Source organism: Catenuloplanes japonicus (assembly GCF_000717135.1).
GTDB lineage: Bacteria > Actinomycetota > Actinomycetes > Mycobacteriales > Micromonosporaceae > Catenuloplanes > Catenuloplanes japonicus.
On sequence record NZ_JNXY01000059.1, the window covers coordinates 1 to 18,239 of the forward strand.

Consider the following 18,239-nt stretch of genomic DNA (forward strand, 5'->3'; position numbering starts at 1 on the left):
CCCGATACCGCCGCCGACGCCTCGAACAGGCACGGGCCTGCCACTACCGCAAACGACTCGAACCGGGATGAGTAACGATGCCGGGTTGCAGTACTAACCCCTGTCGCCGCCGGCATGGGACAGATCGCCGGCTGGGTCACTGCCGACTACCTCCACCAACACGCCCGCCGCCAACGTCACACCGAATCCATACCTGACCGGGCGTGGCAGGCACTCATCGACCATCACGATCCCCGCGACACCTTAGAAATCGCCGACAACGCCAGATGGCGCGGCCATACCAGCCATGCCGTCGCCCTGTGTAAGACAACAGCCGACGGGCATATCAGTAGGGAGTTGGCGGAGCTTCTGCGCGAGCATGGCTATTTCGACGAGCTGCGGCGGCACGCCGACGCAGGCCACAAGGACGCTACCTTCCATTTGGTGAACCACCTGAACGAACGCGGGCAGATCGACGAGTTACGGCAACGCTCCGATGCTGGCAACGAGTACGCCACCGGGCAGCTAGCAAATCTCCTGCAGGAGCGTGGGCAGAGCGACGAAGCGATCGCCATCCTATGGAAACGCGCTGATGCCGGCAGCGGTGCCGCTGCTGTGCAACTGGTGAACCTCCTCCACAAGCGCGGGCAAATCGACGAGCTGCAACAGCTCACCAAGGTCGGTTACAGGTACGCCACCGTGCAGCTGGCGGACCTCATGCATAAGCGTGGGCAGAGCGACGAAGCGATCGTCATGCTCCGGAAACGCGTCGATGCCGGTGGTAGTTACGCCGCCGGGCAGTTAGCGCACCTCATGCACGAGTGCGGGCAGGGCGACGAAGCGATCGCCATGCTGCGGCAACACGCCGACGTCGGCTACGGTTATGCCGCGCCACTTGTACAGCTGTTGCACACGCGCGGGCAGATCGACGAAGCAATCGTCGTACTGCGGCAGCATGCCGACATGGGCGACACCGACGACAGGTGGGCCGCAGGGCACCTAGCTGTGCTCTTGCACGAGCGCGGGCAGATCGACGAATTGTGACAGCGCGCCGACGCCAGCGGCGGGTACGTCGCACTGAAGCCTTCGGGATCGAATCGATGCTTCACCGCCTCCAGGGGTGCCCCGTTTTCGACGTAGCATCCAGCCTTAATGCTTTAGCCGGATGATGTACGCGCAAGGTATCCGTAGGGACTGCTGCTTCACGTTTATCGCTTCTAGCGTGCTGAAAATGTCGATCGCTGTTTAGGGGAGGGTCGTGTTATGCATAATGTGGATGCTCATTTTGTCTTAATTGACGGAAAGTGGCAGCGTGACTTTGCGCCGATGCCCGATAAATGCGCTCATTGTGCACAACTTGAAAAGGGGGTGATCCCGTCCAGTGCGACCCGCAGGCTGTGCGGAAGCTCGATTTAAGGTGGTCCCTTATCCCGGGATTGGTCGCCTTCGTGCTGATCTGTTGGTTTGTCTATGAGATGATGGTATCTAAGGGGTGATGACCTCATTCAGCCCGAGGTGTCTATCCGTGTTCGTGAGACGAAACGGAATAGGCGCTGTCTCCTGCTGGATGGCAGATCTGTGAGTGTCAGCTTGCGAAATTGTGTGGTCTTCGCAATTGGACTGAAGGCCGGATCTCTCTGTGCTCCTGCGCGCTGCCGGTCAAGCCCGATGGCGAGGCCGAGCGCATCGAGTGCCTCCGGGCGACGGCCGGCCCGTACACATTTGCACGCGTGTACGTATAATGCACTTAGTGATCGACTGAGCAAGGATTGCAAGTGTATTTCCGCGTCGTCGAGCCAGGGGCAAGTGTTCGTTCCGCGGTCGTCGCTATGGAAGTTTTCTGCGAGATCGGTCGTGAGGGGTAAAACGTCGGTTGCGAATTCTTTCAATCCTCGCGGCTGACCGTTTAGGGCTCGCGCCACTGTGGTGGTCATCGCGTGACTGGAAGCAGCGGCGTGCCGCCACGCATTGCGTGCCTCCGCGCTACCGGTGGGGAGGGCTTGCCAGTGCTGAAGCCAGGCTGCGGTGCTTGAATAGAGAATGCGTACTATTAGTGCGAGATAGCCATCGGAGACTCGTTGCTCGGCCGTCGCTGTCAGATATAGTGCGTCGAAGCGGACTGCTGCTCCTCTGCCTGCGCCGACTGCCTCAGGCTCGTCGACGGCAGTCCATACCAGATAGGCGTACCAGGCGGCCAGATTTCCCGGGTCGGCCTCGACTGCCTCGGCGAGCAGGCGGCGTCGATGCGTTGGTGGCGTATCGACCGGCTCGGTGGCCAGCACTTGCCTCGCAAGGCTGCGCCATCGGGTAGCGCCGCACAGGCCGTCTGTTAGCTGGGGGTAGTACTCGCCAAGGCAGAGCAGCGTTTTTGCTGCAGTAGCTGTCAACATGGCTTGACGGCGTGTTTCTCGATCGTCGTCTGGTGCACTGATATCACTCGGGCAGATAAGTATGAGCTCTACCGATCGATAATTGCGCCGGATGTCCACTGTGACGACTCCACCTGGTCCTTCCGTCGCTACTATCCGCCACGGAACAACTGGGACCAAGGCCAACGTCAACTTGATAAGGGCTTGCGCGAAGCGGCCCGGCGGCAGCTCGCCGATCGCATCGGCCGGCAACGCGGTTACGTCGGTGCCCTTCAGTCGTAGTAGCCCTTCGGGTCGGCCGCCGCCAAGACCTGCAAGACGAGCAGCGAGGTATGCGGTCGCCGACGTATTTGCCTCCTCCTGTTCCGTGCGGACCTCCACTTGCACAGCCAGCCTGCGCCCTGACCAAAGGGCAAGTAGAAATGTCCCGCACAGTATCGCGATACCTGATGATATTAGGATTCTGAAACCGGTGTCCGTTGTGCGGAGGTAGCCAGCCCGAGCGATCGCGAACACAAGGGCGCCGATGAAGACCATGGACGTTGCCAGCCAGGCATGCCTAGTTGACATTGGGTCTTTTTTGGTGCGCGGCGGTACAACGAAATTGGCAACCACCCTAACCGCCACGAAAATAACAACGAGAATGGTTGCCAAGTCGGCGATCAAGCGCCCCGCCAGCGGAAGCCATACGTCACTCAGTGCTGCGCTTCCTTGAGTGCGCTCGATGCGGGCAAGAGAGGTCAGGCCAGTGACCGCCTGTTCGCTGTCCACGTCCCACCGTTGTGCCTTCAGATACCACTGCCTCGCCAAGCCGTAGCGCCCCGTCTCGCGGGCGCGATCACCCGCCGCGATCGCGGCCCTAGCTTCCACCCGCCGCGTCCTCACAGCCTCCAGGCCGACGGTGATGCAGGCGGGTATCACGACGGGAGACGTTGACACTGGCGAAACCGTGTCGGCTGATGAAGCCTTCGGCAAATGGGACCGGTAGAGCTGCTCCGCTGTGCCCGCCAGGCCGCGGTTCAACGCCGCGTCGGCGTCCTCGCATACCGCACCGGTGGTCACAGCGGGCGGCGGTCCTATAGGTGCTGCGCCCGGAGCGCAGCTAGACCCTGCTACCAGAGTGAGCATCAACAGTGCCGTCCTGGCCGGTCGGCATCTTGTCTGCATGATGTTGGTATGCACTCCGCATCACCTCGTCGCCACCTGGGCCGACGCCCCGGACCCCGGGTTCATGCCCCAGAGGATCAGTATCGCGCCTTGCCAGGGCTTGCTCTGCAGAATCGATCCGGCCAACACTGAAACTATGCGATCGGCGGCTTGAACTCGAAGCGGTACAGACCAGCGCTTCCTCCGACGAATAGATAGCGGCTATTGAGAGGAGACCAGGCGCAGGTCCAGAGGCTGTGAGCGGTGCGTGCTACCGCGCCACAATCTCCAGTGGCGGCCTTCCACACCCGTACTGTCCGGTCGCCTCCGATGCTGGCCAGCCAGGTGCTGTCCGGTGAGATCGCCACCGCCGACACCGAGCCGCTATGACCGATGAGGTACCCCCGCTCGGTGCCGGTGAGCGTGTCCCACAACCGCACGCTCCCGTCCTGGCTGGCGCTGGCTAGCCAGGTGCCGTCCGGTGCGATCGCCAGCGCCGACACCTCAGAGCCAAAGCAAAGTCGGTGGGTCATTGAGCTGCTGCGTGGAGTAGTTCTGGGATGAGCATTTTGTTGGCGTGGTGTCGTTCCATGATCGGTTTGATGCGGGTGTGGCCGGCGAGGCGGATCAGGGAGATTGCCAGGTTGCGTAGTGCGGCGAGGGTGTGTGCGGTGGTGCCGAGGTAGGCGTGGTGGGTGTCTTCGCCGAGGGCGGCGTCGCGGATCCAGTGCACACGATTTTCGATTCCCCAATGGCCTCTGACCTGATTCGAAAAATCCGGACTTGCACCAAATGTCAATATATCAAGCTGCTTGCTTTGACGCAAACCATTCGTCGAGTACTTCTGCCGGCGGGCGGTAGTCCAGGCCGGAATGCAGGCGTTTCTTGTTGTAGAAGCCCTCGACGTAGCGGATTACCTCTCTGCGGGCCTGCGCGCGTGTGGCGAACTTCCGGTGATGGACGAGTTCGGTCTTCAGCTTTCCGAAGAACGACTCCGCCATCGCGTTATCGAAGCAGATGCCCGTTCGCCCGACGGACTGCCGGAGATCCAGTTCGGAGGGAACCAGCCCGAATTCGTGTGACGTGTACTGACTGCCGCGATCGGAATGGAAGATGGCTTTCGCGGCCAGTGGTATCCGCCGGGACGCCGCCCGTAAGGCGGCGCCGACCAGGCTCGCCGGGTAACGAATGTCCACCGACCATCCGACCACCATTTTCGAGAAACAGTCGATGACCGTCGCCAGATACAACGGGCCCTCGCCGGTGTCGATCTGGGTGATGTCACCGACCAGCTCCGCCCCCGGCGCCGCCGCGGTGAAGTCCCGCCCGACCAGGTCCGGGATCGGCCCAGCAGCCCGATCCGGTACGGTCAGCCCGCCGCGCCGCTTCACCTGTACCGGGACCAGCCCCAGCAGGCCCATCAGCCGGCGGACCAGATCGTCATCGACCGGCACCCCGCCACGCGCCAGCTCCGCATGCACCCGCCGATAGCCATACGTCCGGCCGGAACGATCGAACACATCACGGATAAGATCCGCAAGAACTGCACGCCGCGATTCCGCCGCCGACACCGGCCGATCCATCCACTCATAGAAACCTGAACGAGAAACACCCATGACCACACACATCATCTTCACACTGTGGACAGCCTTCTCCGCAGCAATAAACGCGTAACGCTCGTTTACCGCTGTTCTCTCGCGAAGAAGGCTGCAGCTTTTTCAGGAACGCGTTCTCTGACTCCAGCTCACGGATACGCCGTTCCATCTCCGAGACCCGCGCCCGTTCCACCGAATCCCGTGCCTCTACCGTCTGCCCGGGATTCTGCTTCTTCGCCGCGGCCACCCATAACCGGACCGTCTCCGGAACAAGGCCAAAATTACGGGCAATCTCCGCGTACGTGCGCTCACCATCGCCATACGCGCTCACGACCTCAGCCCGCAACTCCGCCGAGTACTTCCCCGATTTCTTTCCCACGAACCCGTTCCTCCCAGAGACGTCGCCACCCTACTTGGCGGCGTGTCCGGAGTCCTCGGGGCAGGTCAGCTGGGTGCGTGCGGGCGACCTTGCAGGAGTTGTGTGTGGCGCTTGCCAAGCTCACCGGAGAGGCGCATCCGCTTGCGTAGAAAGAACCGTTGCTTGTTGAGTGGGACCTGCGTACCGAGAGTTCGTTAGCGGTCAACCCCTCCTTGTCGGAGGTGCCGTCTGCGGATTGCGAACTTCGACGCGGTGCGCATTCCTGCGGGGCCGGTTCGCGGACAACAGGAAACGAGGTGCCGGGCGGGCTTGCTGGAATTGTCGATTTCCGGAGTCGTCTGAGCGGGTGTCCGCCTTTATGCGCACCGCGGCCTGGAGCGAGGTGGGATCCCGTCGGTCCGGCGCGGGATCCCACCCGAGGTAGTTACTTGAGGGTCGTCATGTAGTCGAGGAGCCAACTGGTCAGAGCGCGGGTAGCACCCGAGATGACGCCGGTGATCACGGCGAGGGTGATCCGGGTGCGACGCGGTTCGGGGTCGATGGGGTGCTGCGGGGGTCGGATCATCACGTTCTCCCTGGGGTGTCTGAGACGGAGGCGGAGCCGGCGCCGGCTTGCGTTTTCAGACTCAGGCGATTTCGGAGGGATGACCTGAGTGCCGACGGGTGTCGAGGCGTCCACGACCGGTAGCTGTGGGGCATCATCGGTGGGCGATGGATGCCGACGAGTCTCGACCAGTGCGCCGCCGAACCGCGGCGGCCGCCAAGCGTGCCCCTGTGCGCCGCCCGCGGAAGCTGGCCCGGCCCGAGCTGGACGCCGGCCCGCAGCAGGAGGTCCGCGATCTGCTCTACGGCCTGCACGAGAAGGCAGGCATGCCCGCGCTGGAGGATTTGGCGAAGCAGATCGCCGGCGATGACCGCCTCGACGGTTCACCGAAGAAGGATCTGATCCACCGGATCATCTCCCGGGGTGGGCCGGCGTCCCTGGTTGATGTCCGCGCGGTCACCCAGACTCTGGCGCGGGCCTGCGGCCTGGATGAGTACACCGTCGCCGCTCAGGTCAACCATTTGGTGCGCCCGCCTGAACAGCCGTCCGTGCCGGGACCTTTGCCGTCGCCGCGGTCGACGGATCTGGCCACCCTCGTCGAGCTGGAACAACGTGCGATCGCCCGGATGCGGGAACGCCTGCAGTCCCTCCAACTGTCAGCCGATGTGATCCGCGAATTGGAGACACGCCGACAGGAGCTCGCCCCCTTGGTCGACTTCCGGCTCGCGCCATCCCCCACGGTGATCGTAGGCGACCTGGGCAGCGGAAAGTCCACTTGCGCGGACATGCTGCATCAAGGGGCGATCGGGCGTGCCCGCTCGGACGCCACAGCACCATGGCCTGTGTTCCTGCAAGCCCGTGACCTCACGGCGGACAAACTTGAGGCGGCTGTACGGGCGGCAAGCCCGCCGGCTGCGGCATCGTGGCATGTCATCGTCGACGGCCTGGACGAGGTCGACCGCGACACGGCACGTGGCCTGCTCGCCCAGGCGCGGCACATGGATTATCTCTCGACCGGCAGCGAGATCCTGCTGTTCTCCCGCCCCGGGTACATCAGCATCGATGCTGTTGTGACCATCCCACCGCTGACTGACGAGCAGATCGAGTTGATCTTGACGATCGCCGGCGGCGAGCACACGCGCCGCTGGTCCCTGCCCCGGGCGCTGAGCGCGGAGGCGGTCAAACCGCTGTTCGCTCTCCTGGCGGCCAGGTTTCTCCACCACGGCACGCGCAGGTTCCGGACGCCGATCGAGCTCCTCGGTGACCTCGCTGAGGAGGTGCTCGACCGGGAGAGCATGGCGGGGGTCGATGTCCACGCCGCCCTGCGCCGCCTGGCCACCCGGACGATCGCCGGCCGCGGCCGGGTACGCGGCCGCGAGGCCGGGCCGCTGGAAATCAGACAGGCGCTGGTCGCGACCCGCCTGGTTGTGCAAGACTCCGAGGTTCTGCGGTTCGCGTCACCGATTCTCGAGCAGTATTTCGCCGCGCGTGCCCTCCTCGAGAAGGAGGTCCCGTTGGCTCAACAGCTAGTGTCGCTGCGGGCGTGGGAGCTATGGCGGTCGGCCTGGCTGCTCGCGGCGGCTATTGGCACCTGGGAAGAGTCGTCCGAACCCCTCGCCGCCCTCGTGGAAGCCCATCCGGGCGCGGCTGCCTGGGTCCTTGGCGAGGCGGTGCCGCTCACCGATCCCCCTCTCCACGGCGAGGCGGCTGTCGAACCCGACTCTCAAGCGCGTGTGCGGCTCGCCGTCGACGCCTGGAGCGCCGCTCTCCCTCACCTCTTCGCCTCGTGGGCAGCCGGGCCGATGGCGGATCCCTCGGCTCGGCTGGCTATCGACTGCGGGAATGGTTGGGTCGATCTGGCCGTCGAGGAGCAAGGCCTGGGCAGTCGCCGCCAGGGCGTTGCCCTGTCCACGCACCCGGCCGCGCCCTGGCGAGCCGCGCTACACCTGGCCGAGCGATCGGCGGTCGAGGTGCTCACGGCGATGCGAACGCGCCCGGACATCGATGTGCTCCGCGGCGAGTGGTGGCACGATCGGGCGACCGGTCTGATCCCCACCAGTTTCAGTGCCACGCAATACCGCCTACACGAGACGATGACCTTCACCGAACGTGTTGCCTACTACGGTACCGAGTTGCTGAGCAGGCTGGACGAGTTCGGCGCGGAGAGCTTCGGGCTACGGGACCAGCAGTATACCCGTGGCGAGGTGCTCGAGTTGGTCAACATTGCCCAGGCTGGCGACCCGGACGGCCTACTGGCTGACCCCTGGCCGGGCCGCGATGCCGGTCCTATCCCGCCGGACGCTGTATGGTCGGGCTACCGCGCCGACCAACTGACCGCCCGCGTGCGAGCCGTGCACCTAGCCGCGATGAAGGCGTACGAGGAAATTGTCGGCCGTTATTTCCCCACCCTGGCCGCGACGATGGAGCGAGCGCTTCTGGTCCCCTACCGCGTGGAGTACCACATCTTCGTCGGCGCGACGGCGGGCGCGACCACGGTCCTGATTCCGCTTGTCGCTGGCGAAGAAGTTCGCGTCGACATCGCCGTCGAGAGCCACGAGAATATCAACTCCGCCTACGCTCGCGGACGCCTCTCCAAGGTCCACGAACTTGTCATCGCTCGCCGCCCGGACGGCGCATCCTGGGTATGGACCTCGGTCCACGGCGGCCGTATCAATGTGGCCGATCGGATGCCCGCCACCAATCTGGCCGTTCGCTGGGTCTGGGATGACTTGAACCGGCTGAGACTCATCAGGAAGAAGACGCCGCCGTCTTGGTAGGCAGCGGGTGCACGGGCCTACTTCGTCCTTACCTGAGTTCCGCGTCCACGACCGAACCGTCGGTGCGCGTCGAAGGCCTAGGCCTCGCGGTCTTCGTGGACTAGGTCGTGCGGCAGACCGCACCCATCGTCGTGGATTGGGCCTTCGACGAAGGAATTCCGGCCGGGACTGGCGTGGTGGCGACGGACCTCCGTCTCTGGGGTCGAGCAGGGCCCGTCCCGATCGAAAGACGGACGCTGCAGCTACCCAGACTGATGTCAGTGAGGCTGGCGACGCTGACAAGGCCGTGCCGGTAGCGGATTGATGTGGCGAGGTTGACAACGGCGGCGGCGAGTGCACAGAGGCTGCCGGTGGCGATACCGGTGAGGGTCTCCAACATGGTGCTGTCCCGTCATTCGGTGCCCCTCTATCGCCAACCGTGGCGGCGCTCCTCTTCCTCTGTGACTTCGGCGGCTGTTAGAAGTTGTAGTTGTTGCTCTTTGCCCGCAATAGCGATTTCCTCAAGCGCGGGTACGCGCTCCTGGAGACGTGTGAAGAAATCTATGGCTTGCCGGTGGGTGACAGCACCGTGGTCGAACGTGAACGTGTCGGGCCGAGGGCTGACGACGATCTGCGCGATCTTCTCTGGTGTGATGCCGTGCGCTAGCAGGAGCGGACCGAGGCTCTCGACGGCTTCGTCCTGACAGCCGGCTAACGCGTCGGTCAGGTCGATGATGCTGAGTGTGTTCTCGGTGAGGAGGCGGGTGGCGAGTTCGTGGTCGTAGGCGGTGAGATATGTAAGCCATCCGCGGCTGATCCAGCGACTGTCGCCGGAGCGCCGTACGAGGCGCTCGCGGTGCGCTTGGGGAAGCAGACGTAGGTGTCGCTGGCTCCCGCGGGGCTCGAACGGGGCGTGCTTGTCCGCGATGCTCTCCTCGATGCGACGTGTGAACCACTGCTCCACCAGGTCAGGATCATGTTGTGCAAGGTGGGCGAGGGTCTCCTCGGCTCGATATCGCTGGAAGTCGCTGTTGATGTGTTTGCAGCGCAGGCGGAGAAACGCCTCCCGCCAGCGTGGCACCCACAGGTCAGGTAAGAGCGGGCCTTGGCGGGTATCCCGGCCGTAACCGATGTCGAAGGCAAGCGCTGCGCGGCCTGCAACAGCATCGTCGGAGTGGGACAGCAGGTGATGGCGTAACGCGTCGGACGCAGCGTTGGAGACCAGATGCTCCAGGATCCAGTCATCGCTGCTTCCAAGACTTTGGAGGATCTCTGCGCCGAGAGGACTGACCTCCGGCAGAGGCAGCACGGCGGTGATCGCGGCACGTCGCAGAGAATTATCCTCGAGGATCTCTGTCAGGAGTGATCCGGCCGGCAGCGCGAGCCCATCGTCGAGGCAGCGCCGGAGCGCAGCGCCAGCGAGGGGCGCGTGCCGATGCGCGACAGCGGCTTGGCACCAGGCGGGTGGGTCGGTCAGAAGAGGACGCATCACGTCCGCGAGCACGACTGTGGGGTCGTACTCGACCACATGACGACTGTGGCCAGCAAGGGTGACGGCTCGTGCACAGCCCGCCTGCGGCCCCATATTGACGATCCGGACCGCGAGGCTGCGGAGCGCGATGTTCTGCGCCCGCACCGCCGTTTCGATGTCGCCGTCAACATACGGGTCGCGCTGCCCGACCAGATCGAGCAGGTCGGCATCGACGGTGAATAGGACCGGCCGAGGTTCGTCGGAGCGTCCGCGTCGCCGGATGTCATTCAACATCCGGTTCGCGCGTAGGGCCACACCCGGCACGGCCTGGACCGCCTTACGCAGTGATTCGATCATTGCTCTACCGCCGCGATGTCCGGCCAGCCGTTGCTGATCGGTGACCTGGGTGCCACCCGACGACACCGCGAATCCTTCACCGAGACGCAGCCAGGAGCCGGCTAGGTCGGTCAGTGTCAGTAGCGCCTCGGCCGGGCAGGAAATGCCGTCAGGGTTACTGGTCGATCGGAGCAGTTCGGTGACTTGTTCCCAGAGCCTTACCAGCTCCTCAAGGTGTTGAGCTGGCTCTACACGATCGGCGACGGTCGCATAGGCGGGCCGGCCCGGGTCCTGCCAGGCGGCACGACCGTTCACAGCGAACACCGCGACCAGCACTTCCGCGGCTTTGATCCATGCCTGCTCTGTCCGTCGACCGGAAAGCCATCCGAGCGTGCCAGTCAGGAGCCGGCGGCGTACCTCGAGATCCGTCCCGATGTCGGGATGTATCCGGTTGGCGAGATCGGTCAGCGTATACAGCGGGTCCTGCGAGGCGTAGCGATGTGTGGTGGGGGTGTCGAGGGCGAGATCGAGGAGCGCAGCGACGGCTTCCGGAATCACCCACCCTCGGGCGGCGCTCTCGAGGAGCTCGACTGCGTGGCTCCTTGCCGAGTCCAGCACCATGCCGTGCAGAGTGGTCGATTCGCGAGGCGAGTTGAGAAGCTGCCGGGCCTGCGCGACGGCGTATGCAGCTGCACGCTCGTCTAAGCGTGTGTACTCGCAGACCAGGCTGACCGTCGCTGGGGCCCATTCGGTGACGTCAGGCAATGTCTGAATGTGCTGCTCGACGGCATTGCGTGCTGACGGCGAGCCGGTAGATAAGGCGACGTCCAAGGCGACGTGAACGAAGTCATGCTCTCGCCCCGGAAATGCTTTCTGGATCGTCGACCACTGGCGGTCGGGCCGTTGGCTGAAGAAGCGGTGTGCCACCAGAGGTGCGCGCAGCGCGGGGAGGAGTTGCCAACCGTCGCGCGTTTCTTCCAGGAGACCGTTGCGGGCGAGCCGACGCACGACCGCGTTCAGCTGGCCGAGGGGAATCCCGATGTACGAGGCCATGGTCTCCAGCGGGGCGGCGGTGACGTATCCGACCGCCGCGATACATGCCAGCACATCAGGCTCGATCTCGGTGGCCGCGGTCTCGTGGACGAACCGGAAGGCGCTGTCGACCAGCGCGGTCCCACTGATGACCGCCTCGTTTTCGCCCTTGATGAGCAGGCTGGCCAGGATGATCGCCCATCCGGGTCGGCCTTCGGCCTGGTCGAGTACGACGGTTCGGGCGCGGTGTCCGGTGATGCCGAGGTGCTGGATGATGTCGTCGATGTCAGGTCTCGGCAGAGGTGCCAGGATGATCTGTTCGGCGTGCGGGAGCGTCCGATGCAGGTCGTCGCTCTTGCTCGGCCAGGTGCTGGCGATGATCGAGAACGACAGTTTGAGCTGGTGGCGTGCAGCGTTCAGTGCAGCGAGGTCGCTGAGGTAGGCGTGAGCGTCGTCCACGATCACGGCAGCGGGGCGCGTCATTCTCAGGGCGTCAGCGAGGTGCTCTGTCGCGGTTGGCTCTAGGAAGGTGACACCGCCGCCGAGGGACGCGAGAAGCCGGGTCTTTCCTGTACCGGCCGCGCCGGTCAGCAGAATATCCCTGTTCGTAGCGATGAGCGTACGCAGTTGCGCCACCTCTGTCTGACGGCCGATGAGGTCTGCCACCATCAGAGTCTGCGAGGGCTGCTCCGTCAGGGCGGACAAGTCGCCGCGGACATCAAGTAGGCGCTCACGCCACCACGGGTTGTTGGCCAACTGCGCCGCGAACCAGGTGCCGTCGAAGATGTGGGGTTCCGGGATACCGCGGTCGTCGCATAGCCGGGTGAGTATGCGTCGCGTTCGGGCATTGATCTCGCGCAGGCAGGCCACCACCACGAGATCGACCTGCAAGTCCTCCTCGGCCATCCGGGCCAGGCTGCCGCGAACGTTGGCCACCGGATCACCGGTCGTGGCCATCAGGCGGCCCCGGACACTCGGATCCTGGGTATTCAGCGGGAAGTAAATGTCAGCGTCTCGACCGAAGTCGTGCCCGCCGGACACCTCAGATAGGCCGGGATAGACCGCCCGAAGAAGGTCGCAAGCGCACTCCTCGAAGACACGCGGACGCTCAGGAGGGTGCCGCATCGCCTCGCGAATCCTGGCGTGAAGATCCACCTCCTGACCTCCTCCCTGGGCCTGAGCGGTGTCCGGGTCACCGGCTGCACATGATAACGATCGGAGAGGTCATTGTGGCTCGCTGTGTACGAGAGTGTCGCCGGCCATCGTCGCGGCGCCGATGAGCTCCGTCGTCTCCAGAAGGAGATCTTGGAGGTCCGAGTCCGCTGCGCGGAGATGGGCGTGGGCCAGCGGTGTGGCGATGTCTGGGGGCAAGGTGTCTGGTAGGTCCGGCCAGCCGGTGACGGCCGAGGCGAGATCCTGGTAGGTCCCGGTGTGTAGTCCCTTCGCGTGGCAATTCCCGCACAGGTGATTCATCCGGACTCCAACGGCGACCGAGCGACGATCCTGATCGACATCGAGGACGCGATCTGGGCCTGCACCGCCGTCGGTCGCTCCGAGGACGCCGCCCGCCTGCTAGGCCGTGCGCCCCTGGCATGGTCAGCGGCCATTCCGGCGCAGGTCAAGCCATGCCAACGCGAATGCTGCGTCGATTTGGGCGATGGTCGAGAGTGCGGTTGGATCGCCCACGGCGACGTAGCCGCAGGCGGCCGCCAGGTGCAGGGCAACTAGCAGGGCGAAGAGGTAGGGCATCTTGTCGACCTTCCGGCTCAAGCGTTCGGGTGATGTCTCCTGTCTGCCGTTCCGACCGAATTCCGGCGATGTTCGCGGGCGCTAGAGTGCGAGAATGCCGAGCTCAACGATGTTTCCGAGACTCTTCCGATTCGGAAGTGCCGCGTGACTCGTTTCTCCGTCGAGCTGCGGAAGCTGTACGAGGCTGCGGGCAGCCCCACCCTGGCGACGCTCGTTCACCAGGGAAAGCGGCAGAAGCCGCCCGTCGTGCTGAAAGACGCCACGCTCAGCAACTGGCTGAACGGCCAAACGGTGCCGAGCAACAAGGACGCTGTCGCCTTCCTTGTCGGGTTCCTGGAGGGACGCGCTCCTTCCTCCCACCCCCGACAAGGGGTTGCTTATTGGGAGCAATTACGAAAACAGGACGTACAAGCACGCAGAGGACAGCCCGCTCGGCGGCCACAGCGAATCCCGGCACGGGCAGCTGCGCCGGCTTACTTGCAGCAGGTTAGCCAAATGGCCCCGGAGAAGCTTTCGGCGCGCGAGCCGGAGCTGGCAGACCTGACGGCATTCTGTACGCGTCAGGGCGGCGTCGCCTATTCCTGGTGGCGTGCGCCAGCATGGTCGGGGAAGTCGGCGCTGCTGTCGTGGTTCGTCTTGCACCCGTCACCCGGCGTCCGCCTGGTCTCGTTCTTCGTGACGGCCCGACTGGGCGGGCAGGCCGACCGCACCGCGTTTCTCGATGTCGTCCTTGACCAGCTTGCCAGGTTGCTCGGCGAGTCTGTGCCGTCGTACCTCAGCGTCAGTAACCGCGAGGCGTACTTCCTTGATCTGCTTGCACGTGCCTGCCCGCTCGTGCTGGTCGTTGATGGTCTCGACGAGGATCTTGGTTGGACCGCGGATCATGACGCGCACAGCATCGCTGCTCTACTACCGGCTGTGGTGCCGCCCGGGCTGCGCGTGATTGTCGCCAGTCGAGCTGACCCGCCGTTGCCGACCGATGTGCCCCTTAACCATCCGCTGCGTAATCCGGAGGTGCGACGCGACCTGTCACCTTCCCCGTATGCCGAGGTTGTGCGGCATGACGCCCACCGAGATCTCCGGCGGCTGATGGGCGGTACGCCGTTGCAGAAGGATCTGCTGGGCCTGGTCACCGCGTCCGGCGGTGGGCTATCTGCCACCGACCTGGCTGAGCTAACCGGTCGAGGGCATCTTGAGATTGCTGATGAGCTGGGCTCGGTCGCGGGGCGTGCCTTCCAGAGCCGGGTTGGTCCGGTGTACTTCCTGGCTCACGAGGACCTGAAGGAGTCCGCTCTCGGCTATCTCGGACCGAGGCGGTTGGAGGAGTTTCGGATACGGCTTCATGCCTGGGCGGATGAGTACGCCGTCCGAGGCTGGCCCTTGTCGACGCCTGCGTATCTCCTGCGCCCGTATTCGGCTCTGGTGCAGAGCCTGGGCGATGTACCAAGAATGGTGAGACTGGCGACCGACCTTTCCCGCCAGGATCGCCTCCTTACCGTGACTGGCGGTGATACCGCCGGGTTGGCTGACATCATGGCCGTGGCGCCGCCAGATCTGAGTACAGCTGCCCGTCTCGCGGTGCATCGCGAGTGGCTGCGCAGCCGCAACGCGAATTTGCCGGATGAACTGGTCGAGGTCCGGGCGAGGCTGGGGCAATGTGCCCGCGCCGAGGCGCTAGCTAGGGCGATGGGGGATTCCGGGGCGCGGGCGTTGCGGTTGATCGTGGCGGTAGCGGCTGAGTCGGGGGACGTGAACGATGCGCTGCGTATCGCCGAGGAGATCACCAGCAGGGCGGAGCAGGTCCGCGCACTCCTGGCCATCGCCGCGGTCGGTTCGCCATCCGACTCCGAGCTGTTGGCACGCGCGTTGACGGTTTCTACGCTGATCGAGGACGCTGCGTTACGAGCGCGTGCTCTAGGAGAGGTAGCGGTCGTGGCAGCGAAGCTCGGCGTGGCGGCGACGTACGCCGCAGCCGCTGATTCCGCGGAGCGGGTGTCCGCTTCCTTGCCGACTCCGGGGCAGCGAGAGGTCGCCCTGTCGGACCTTATCGATCATGTAATTCGTGCAGGAGACATCGCCAGGGCTGAGAAACTGATCGCCACTATTCCACCCGGATATCGACGGGCGACCCAGGTGGGGGCGATTGCACGCCGTGCACCATGTGTTGAGGAACGGCGGAGGTTGTTCGCCGAAGCCTGTGCACAGGCCAGGTCGATCGATGACCCTCTTCAGCAGACGACTGCGCTCATCCTGATCTCGGCTACCGCCGCCAAGGGTGGTTGCCCTGAGATGGCGGATGACATGATCGGACTTGCGCTCCAAGCCGCATACAGTGCGCCATCGACCTATCAACGCGCCGGGGCGCTCGCGTGGGTCGCCGGGGCAGTCCCCGGCCGTCTGGAATCGGCACGGCAGACGGCCGAGGAGCTTGCTCTCTCGATCGAGCTTCACCAGGATCGGTCGTTCGCCTTGCAGCAGGTCGCAGCGGCCACGGCGTACACCGACCTCGCGCGAGCGGAAAGCCTCGTTGAGGCCATTCCCTCGACAAGCCAAGCCGACCAAGCCCGGGGTGAGATCGCCCTCACGGCGGCACAGCGCGGACACTTCGATATCGCGCGTCGCCTGGCTCTCGTAGTGGAACAGCCATTACAGCGTGCCCAAGTCATGGCGAGCCTGGCCTCCCGTCTGCTGGATGCCGGCCGGCCGGAGGATGCCTCGCTTTTGGCCGATGACGCCGAGAACACCGCCCGTCTGGTCGTAGCCCGGAAACGGCTGGCGGAGTCGTTCATCGCGCTCGCCGAGACCATGTGCCGGCTCGGTGACCTCTTTCGAGCGGACGTACTGGTGTCTCGGGCCGAATCTTTGGCAGAGGAGACCGGGACGTTCATCGCGCTCGGAGCGGCCATGGTCCGCGCTGGCCGCCACGCCGCCGCCCGACGACTGGCTACCCTGCCCGAGAGTGACGATCCCGTTGCTATCGAGGTGGCACGGGCTCTCCTCCAAGCAGGCGAGTTCGATCAGGCACTCGATGTCGCCCGATCCCAAGGCGACATCGGCTGGCGCGTACAAGCGTTGGCAGCGCTGGCCGATGACTTGGCTGAAGCCGATGACCTCGACCGCGCTCGCGGCATCGCCGACGAGGCAGCGCTCTGCCTGACGACGCCGTCATCGGTGGATGCGGAGCAGGAGGAGCATTTCTCTGCCTTGGCGGAGATGTCGCGTGAGTACATCGGCTGGCCTCGCCTTGCGGAGACATTCGCCAAACTCGGGCAGGGTACCGACGCCGAGGCGATCGTCCTCAAGATTCGCCAGCCATCCGCAAGAACCCGGTCCGCGACCTCGGTTGCCCGCCTGCTGGCCTCGAAGGGCGATACCGTCCGGGCGGTACGCCTTTTTAAAGAAGCCGAGCGGGCGGCGGTGACCGATTCAGACAACGTCAACCTCGTCCGGCTGTTGTCGGACCTGGTGCGCACGGCCGGCATCGTCGGTATCGCCGATAGCGCAGCATCATTGCTCGACCGCGCCGAGTCAGCAGCCGCGAACGCTTCGGACTCCATGCAGGACCAGCTCATGGCCATGGTTGCCGCGGCCGCAGCGAGCGTGGGTGAGTTCGATCGCGCTGAGCGGCTCAGCTACACCGAGACAAAACCGGCTTGGGACTCGCACATCCAGCACATCAGCGACGTGGCGGAAGCGATGACCGCGGCCGGAGAACATCCTCGGGCGGAGCAACTGCTCGCCAAGGTCGGCCTCGGCCGGCATCCGGCGACTCAAGCCCGCCTCGTGAAGACACTGCTGGACTGCGGCCAAACCGACGCAGCGCTACGCCTGGCTCGTTCGATCGACGCCCCCGACCTGGCAGCCACATCCCTGGCAGTGATCGCTGCCAGCGGCAGCCGCGATCACGCACGCGAGCTGCTGTTGGAGAGTCTGCAGTCCGGCGATTGGTCAACGTCACTCACCGTCCTCGCCGACGCGGACCCGATCGCCGTGATCTCGCTCGCCGACGAGTTCCTCCTTGTCCAAGACCACGCAACGATGGCAAGCCCACGGCTGGCGCTTGGAACGTAGGAGGAGACCCCGGACACGGCCCTCTCCACCGCCAACGACATCTCAAAAGGACGGTCCGAGCTGCTGGCGGTCACCCAGAGCTCCGGCCCCACCGCTATGAGGTCGTCGGAAGGAGCGGGGCGTGGTGAGGTATCTTCCGGGTACGGGACGTGGGTAGCGTTAGCTCGATTGGTCTTGGCGGGTGTACCAGGTTGTGAGCGCGCCGCGGTTGTTGATGTTGAGCTTGGCGTAGATGTGCCGCAGATGAGCGTCGACGGTGTGCGGCGAGAGCTGTAGCTTGGCCGCGATCTCACGCTGTTTGAGCCCGCTTGCCGCGTGGGCCGCGACTTTGAACTCCGCGGGAGTGAGCACGTTTCGCCGTTTTGGCACCCGGCCGGCGCCGCAGGCCGCGCGCAGCTCGGCCGCCTCTGCCGCTGCGGCCTTCAGGGAGCCGAGCGCGGCCTGGTCGTCGAGCGCGGCGGCCAGCACCAGCGGGCGCGGCCCTTTCCGCAGCAGGTCGACCGCTTGGTGCAGCAGTGTCACGTCGTCGCGCAGCAGTCCTTCCGCGTGGGCGGCCGCGCCGGCCAGCGTGGGCAGCTCCGGGTTGCGATCCGCCAGCGCGCGGGCGGCCACGACGACCGCTTCGGCCAGGTCGGTGCGGCCGGCCGCGACCGCGATCCGGACCAGCGTCGCCGCGGCGGCCGGGTCCTGCCCGATCAGCACCGGGCGTTCCCCGATCGACTCGTAGAGCGGGCGCAGCTGGGCCACGGCCGGTTCCGGGCCGTCCTCCCGGTACGCGAGCAGCGCCTCCGGCCAGAGCACGTCCTCCGGCG

The 18,239-nt window shown here is 65.0% G+C and carries 10 protein-coding genes and 1 pseudogene; 3 read left to right on the forward strand and 8 right to left on the reverse strand.

Features of this window, described 5'->3' with window-relative positions:
• Positions 1 to 114: 114 nt before the first annotated feature.
• A complete protein-coding gene (locus OP04_RS47410) occupies positions 115 to 1,023 on the forward strand; it encodes a tetratricopeptide repeat protein (protein ID WP_033346672.1) in 909 nt (302 codons plus the stop codon).
• A 461-nt stretch (positions 1,024 to 1,484) separates the two neighbouring features.
• Here the strand turns inward: OP04_RS47410 and OP04_RS54305 are convergent, their stop codons facing one another.
• From OP04_RS54305 to OP04_RS56950, 5 genes and pseudogenes are all read right to left on the reverse strand, one after another.
• Positions 1,485 to 3,410: a hypothetical protein gene (locus OP04_RS54305; RefSeq protein WP_157241334.1), complete on the reverse strand. Its 1,926-nt coding sequence runs from the start codon at positions 3,408 to 3,410 to the stop codon at positions 1,485 to 1,487.
• Positions 3,411 to 3,649: 239 nt separating this feature from the next.
• Positions 3,650 to 4,027, reverse strand: coding sequence for a WD40 repeat domain-containing protein (locus OP04_RS52775; RefSeq protein ID WP_085067362.1), 378 nt, complete (start codon positions 4,025 to 4,027; stop codon positions 3,650 to 3,652).
• Positions 4,024 to 4,227, reverse strand: a complete 204-nt coding sequence (locus tag OP04_RS47415; RefSeq protein WP_051800177.1) for a hypothetical protein — start codon at positions 4,225 to 4,227, stop codon at positions 4,024 to 4,026. Before OP04_RS47415 ends, OP04_RS52775 begins: the two co-directional genes overlap by 4 nt.
• Before the next feature lie 70 nt (positions 4,228 to 4,297).
• Positions 4,298 to 5,182, reverse strand: a pseudogene (locus OP04_RS47420) (IS3 family transposase); the annotation flags it as partial.
• Complete coding sequence (locus OP04_RS56950) at positions 5,082 to 5,468, reverse strand: transposase (protein ID WP_198154312.1); 387 nt, start codon at positions 5,466 to 5,468, stop codon at positions 5,082 to 5,084. The pseudogene OP04_RS47420 and the gene OP04_RS56950, both read right to left, overlap by 101 nt.
• A gap of 711 nt (positions 5,469 to 6,179) precedes the next feature.
• On the opposite strand from OP04_RS56950, the gene OP04_RS47425 reads away from it, so the two are divergent.
• Positions 6,180 to 8,789 (forward strand): NACHT domain-containing protein, encoded by a 2,610-nt coding sequence (locus OP04_RS47425; protein WP_157241336.1) that lies wholly within the window; start codon positions 6,180 to 6,182, stop codon positions 8,787 to 8,789.
• Positions 8,790 to 9,195: 406 nt separating this feature from the next.
• Here the strand turns inward: OP04_RS47425 and OP04_RS47430 are convergent, their stop codons facing one another.
• Both OP04_RS47430 and OP04_RS54310 read right to left on the reverse strand, forming a co-directional pair.
• Positions 9,196 to 12,762, reverse strand: a complete 3,567-nt coding sequence (locus OP04_RS47430; RefSeq protein WP_033346675.1) for an ATP-binding protein — start codon at positions 12,760 to 12,762, stop codon at positions 9,196 to 9,198.
• A gap of 441 nt (positions 12,763 to 13,203) precedes the next feature.
• Entirely contained in the window at positions 13,204 to 13,356 is a 153-nt protein-coding gene (locus OP04_RS54310; RefSeq protein WP_157241338.1) for a hypothetical protein, read from the reverse strand.
• A 144-nt stretch (positions 13,357 to 13,500) separates the two neighbouring features.
• On the opposite strand from OP04_RS54310, the gene OP04_RS47440 reads away from it, so the two are divergent.
• On the forward strand, positions 13,501 to 17,427 hold the full coding sequence (locus OP04_RS47440) for a P-loop NTPase family protein (RefSeq protein WP_157241340.1): 3,927 nt from the start codon (positions 13,501 to 13,503) through the stop codon (positions 17,425 to 17,427).
• A gap of 159 nt (positions 17,428 to 17,586) precedes the next feature.
• Here the strand turns inward: OP04_RS47440 and OP04_RS47445 are convergent.
• Positions 17,587 to 18,239, reverse strand: a 653-nt coding sequence (locus OP04_RS47445; protein WP_198154314.1) for a helix-turn-helix transcriptional regulator, incomplete at its 5' end; no start/stop codon positions are given.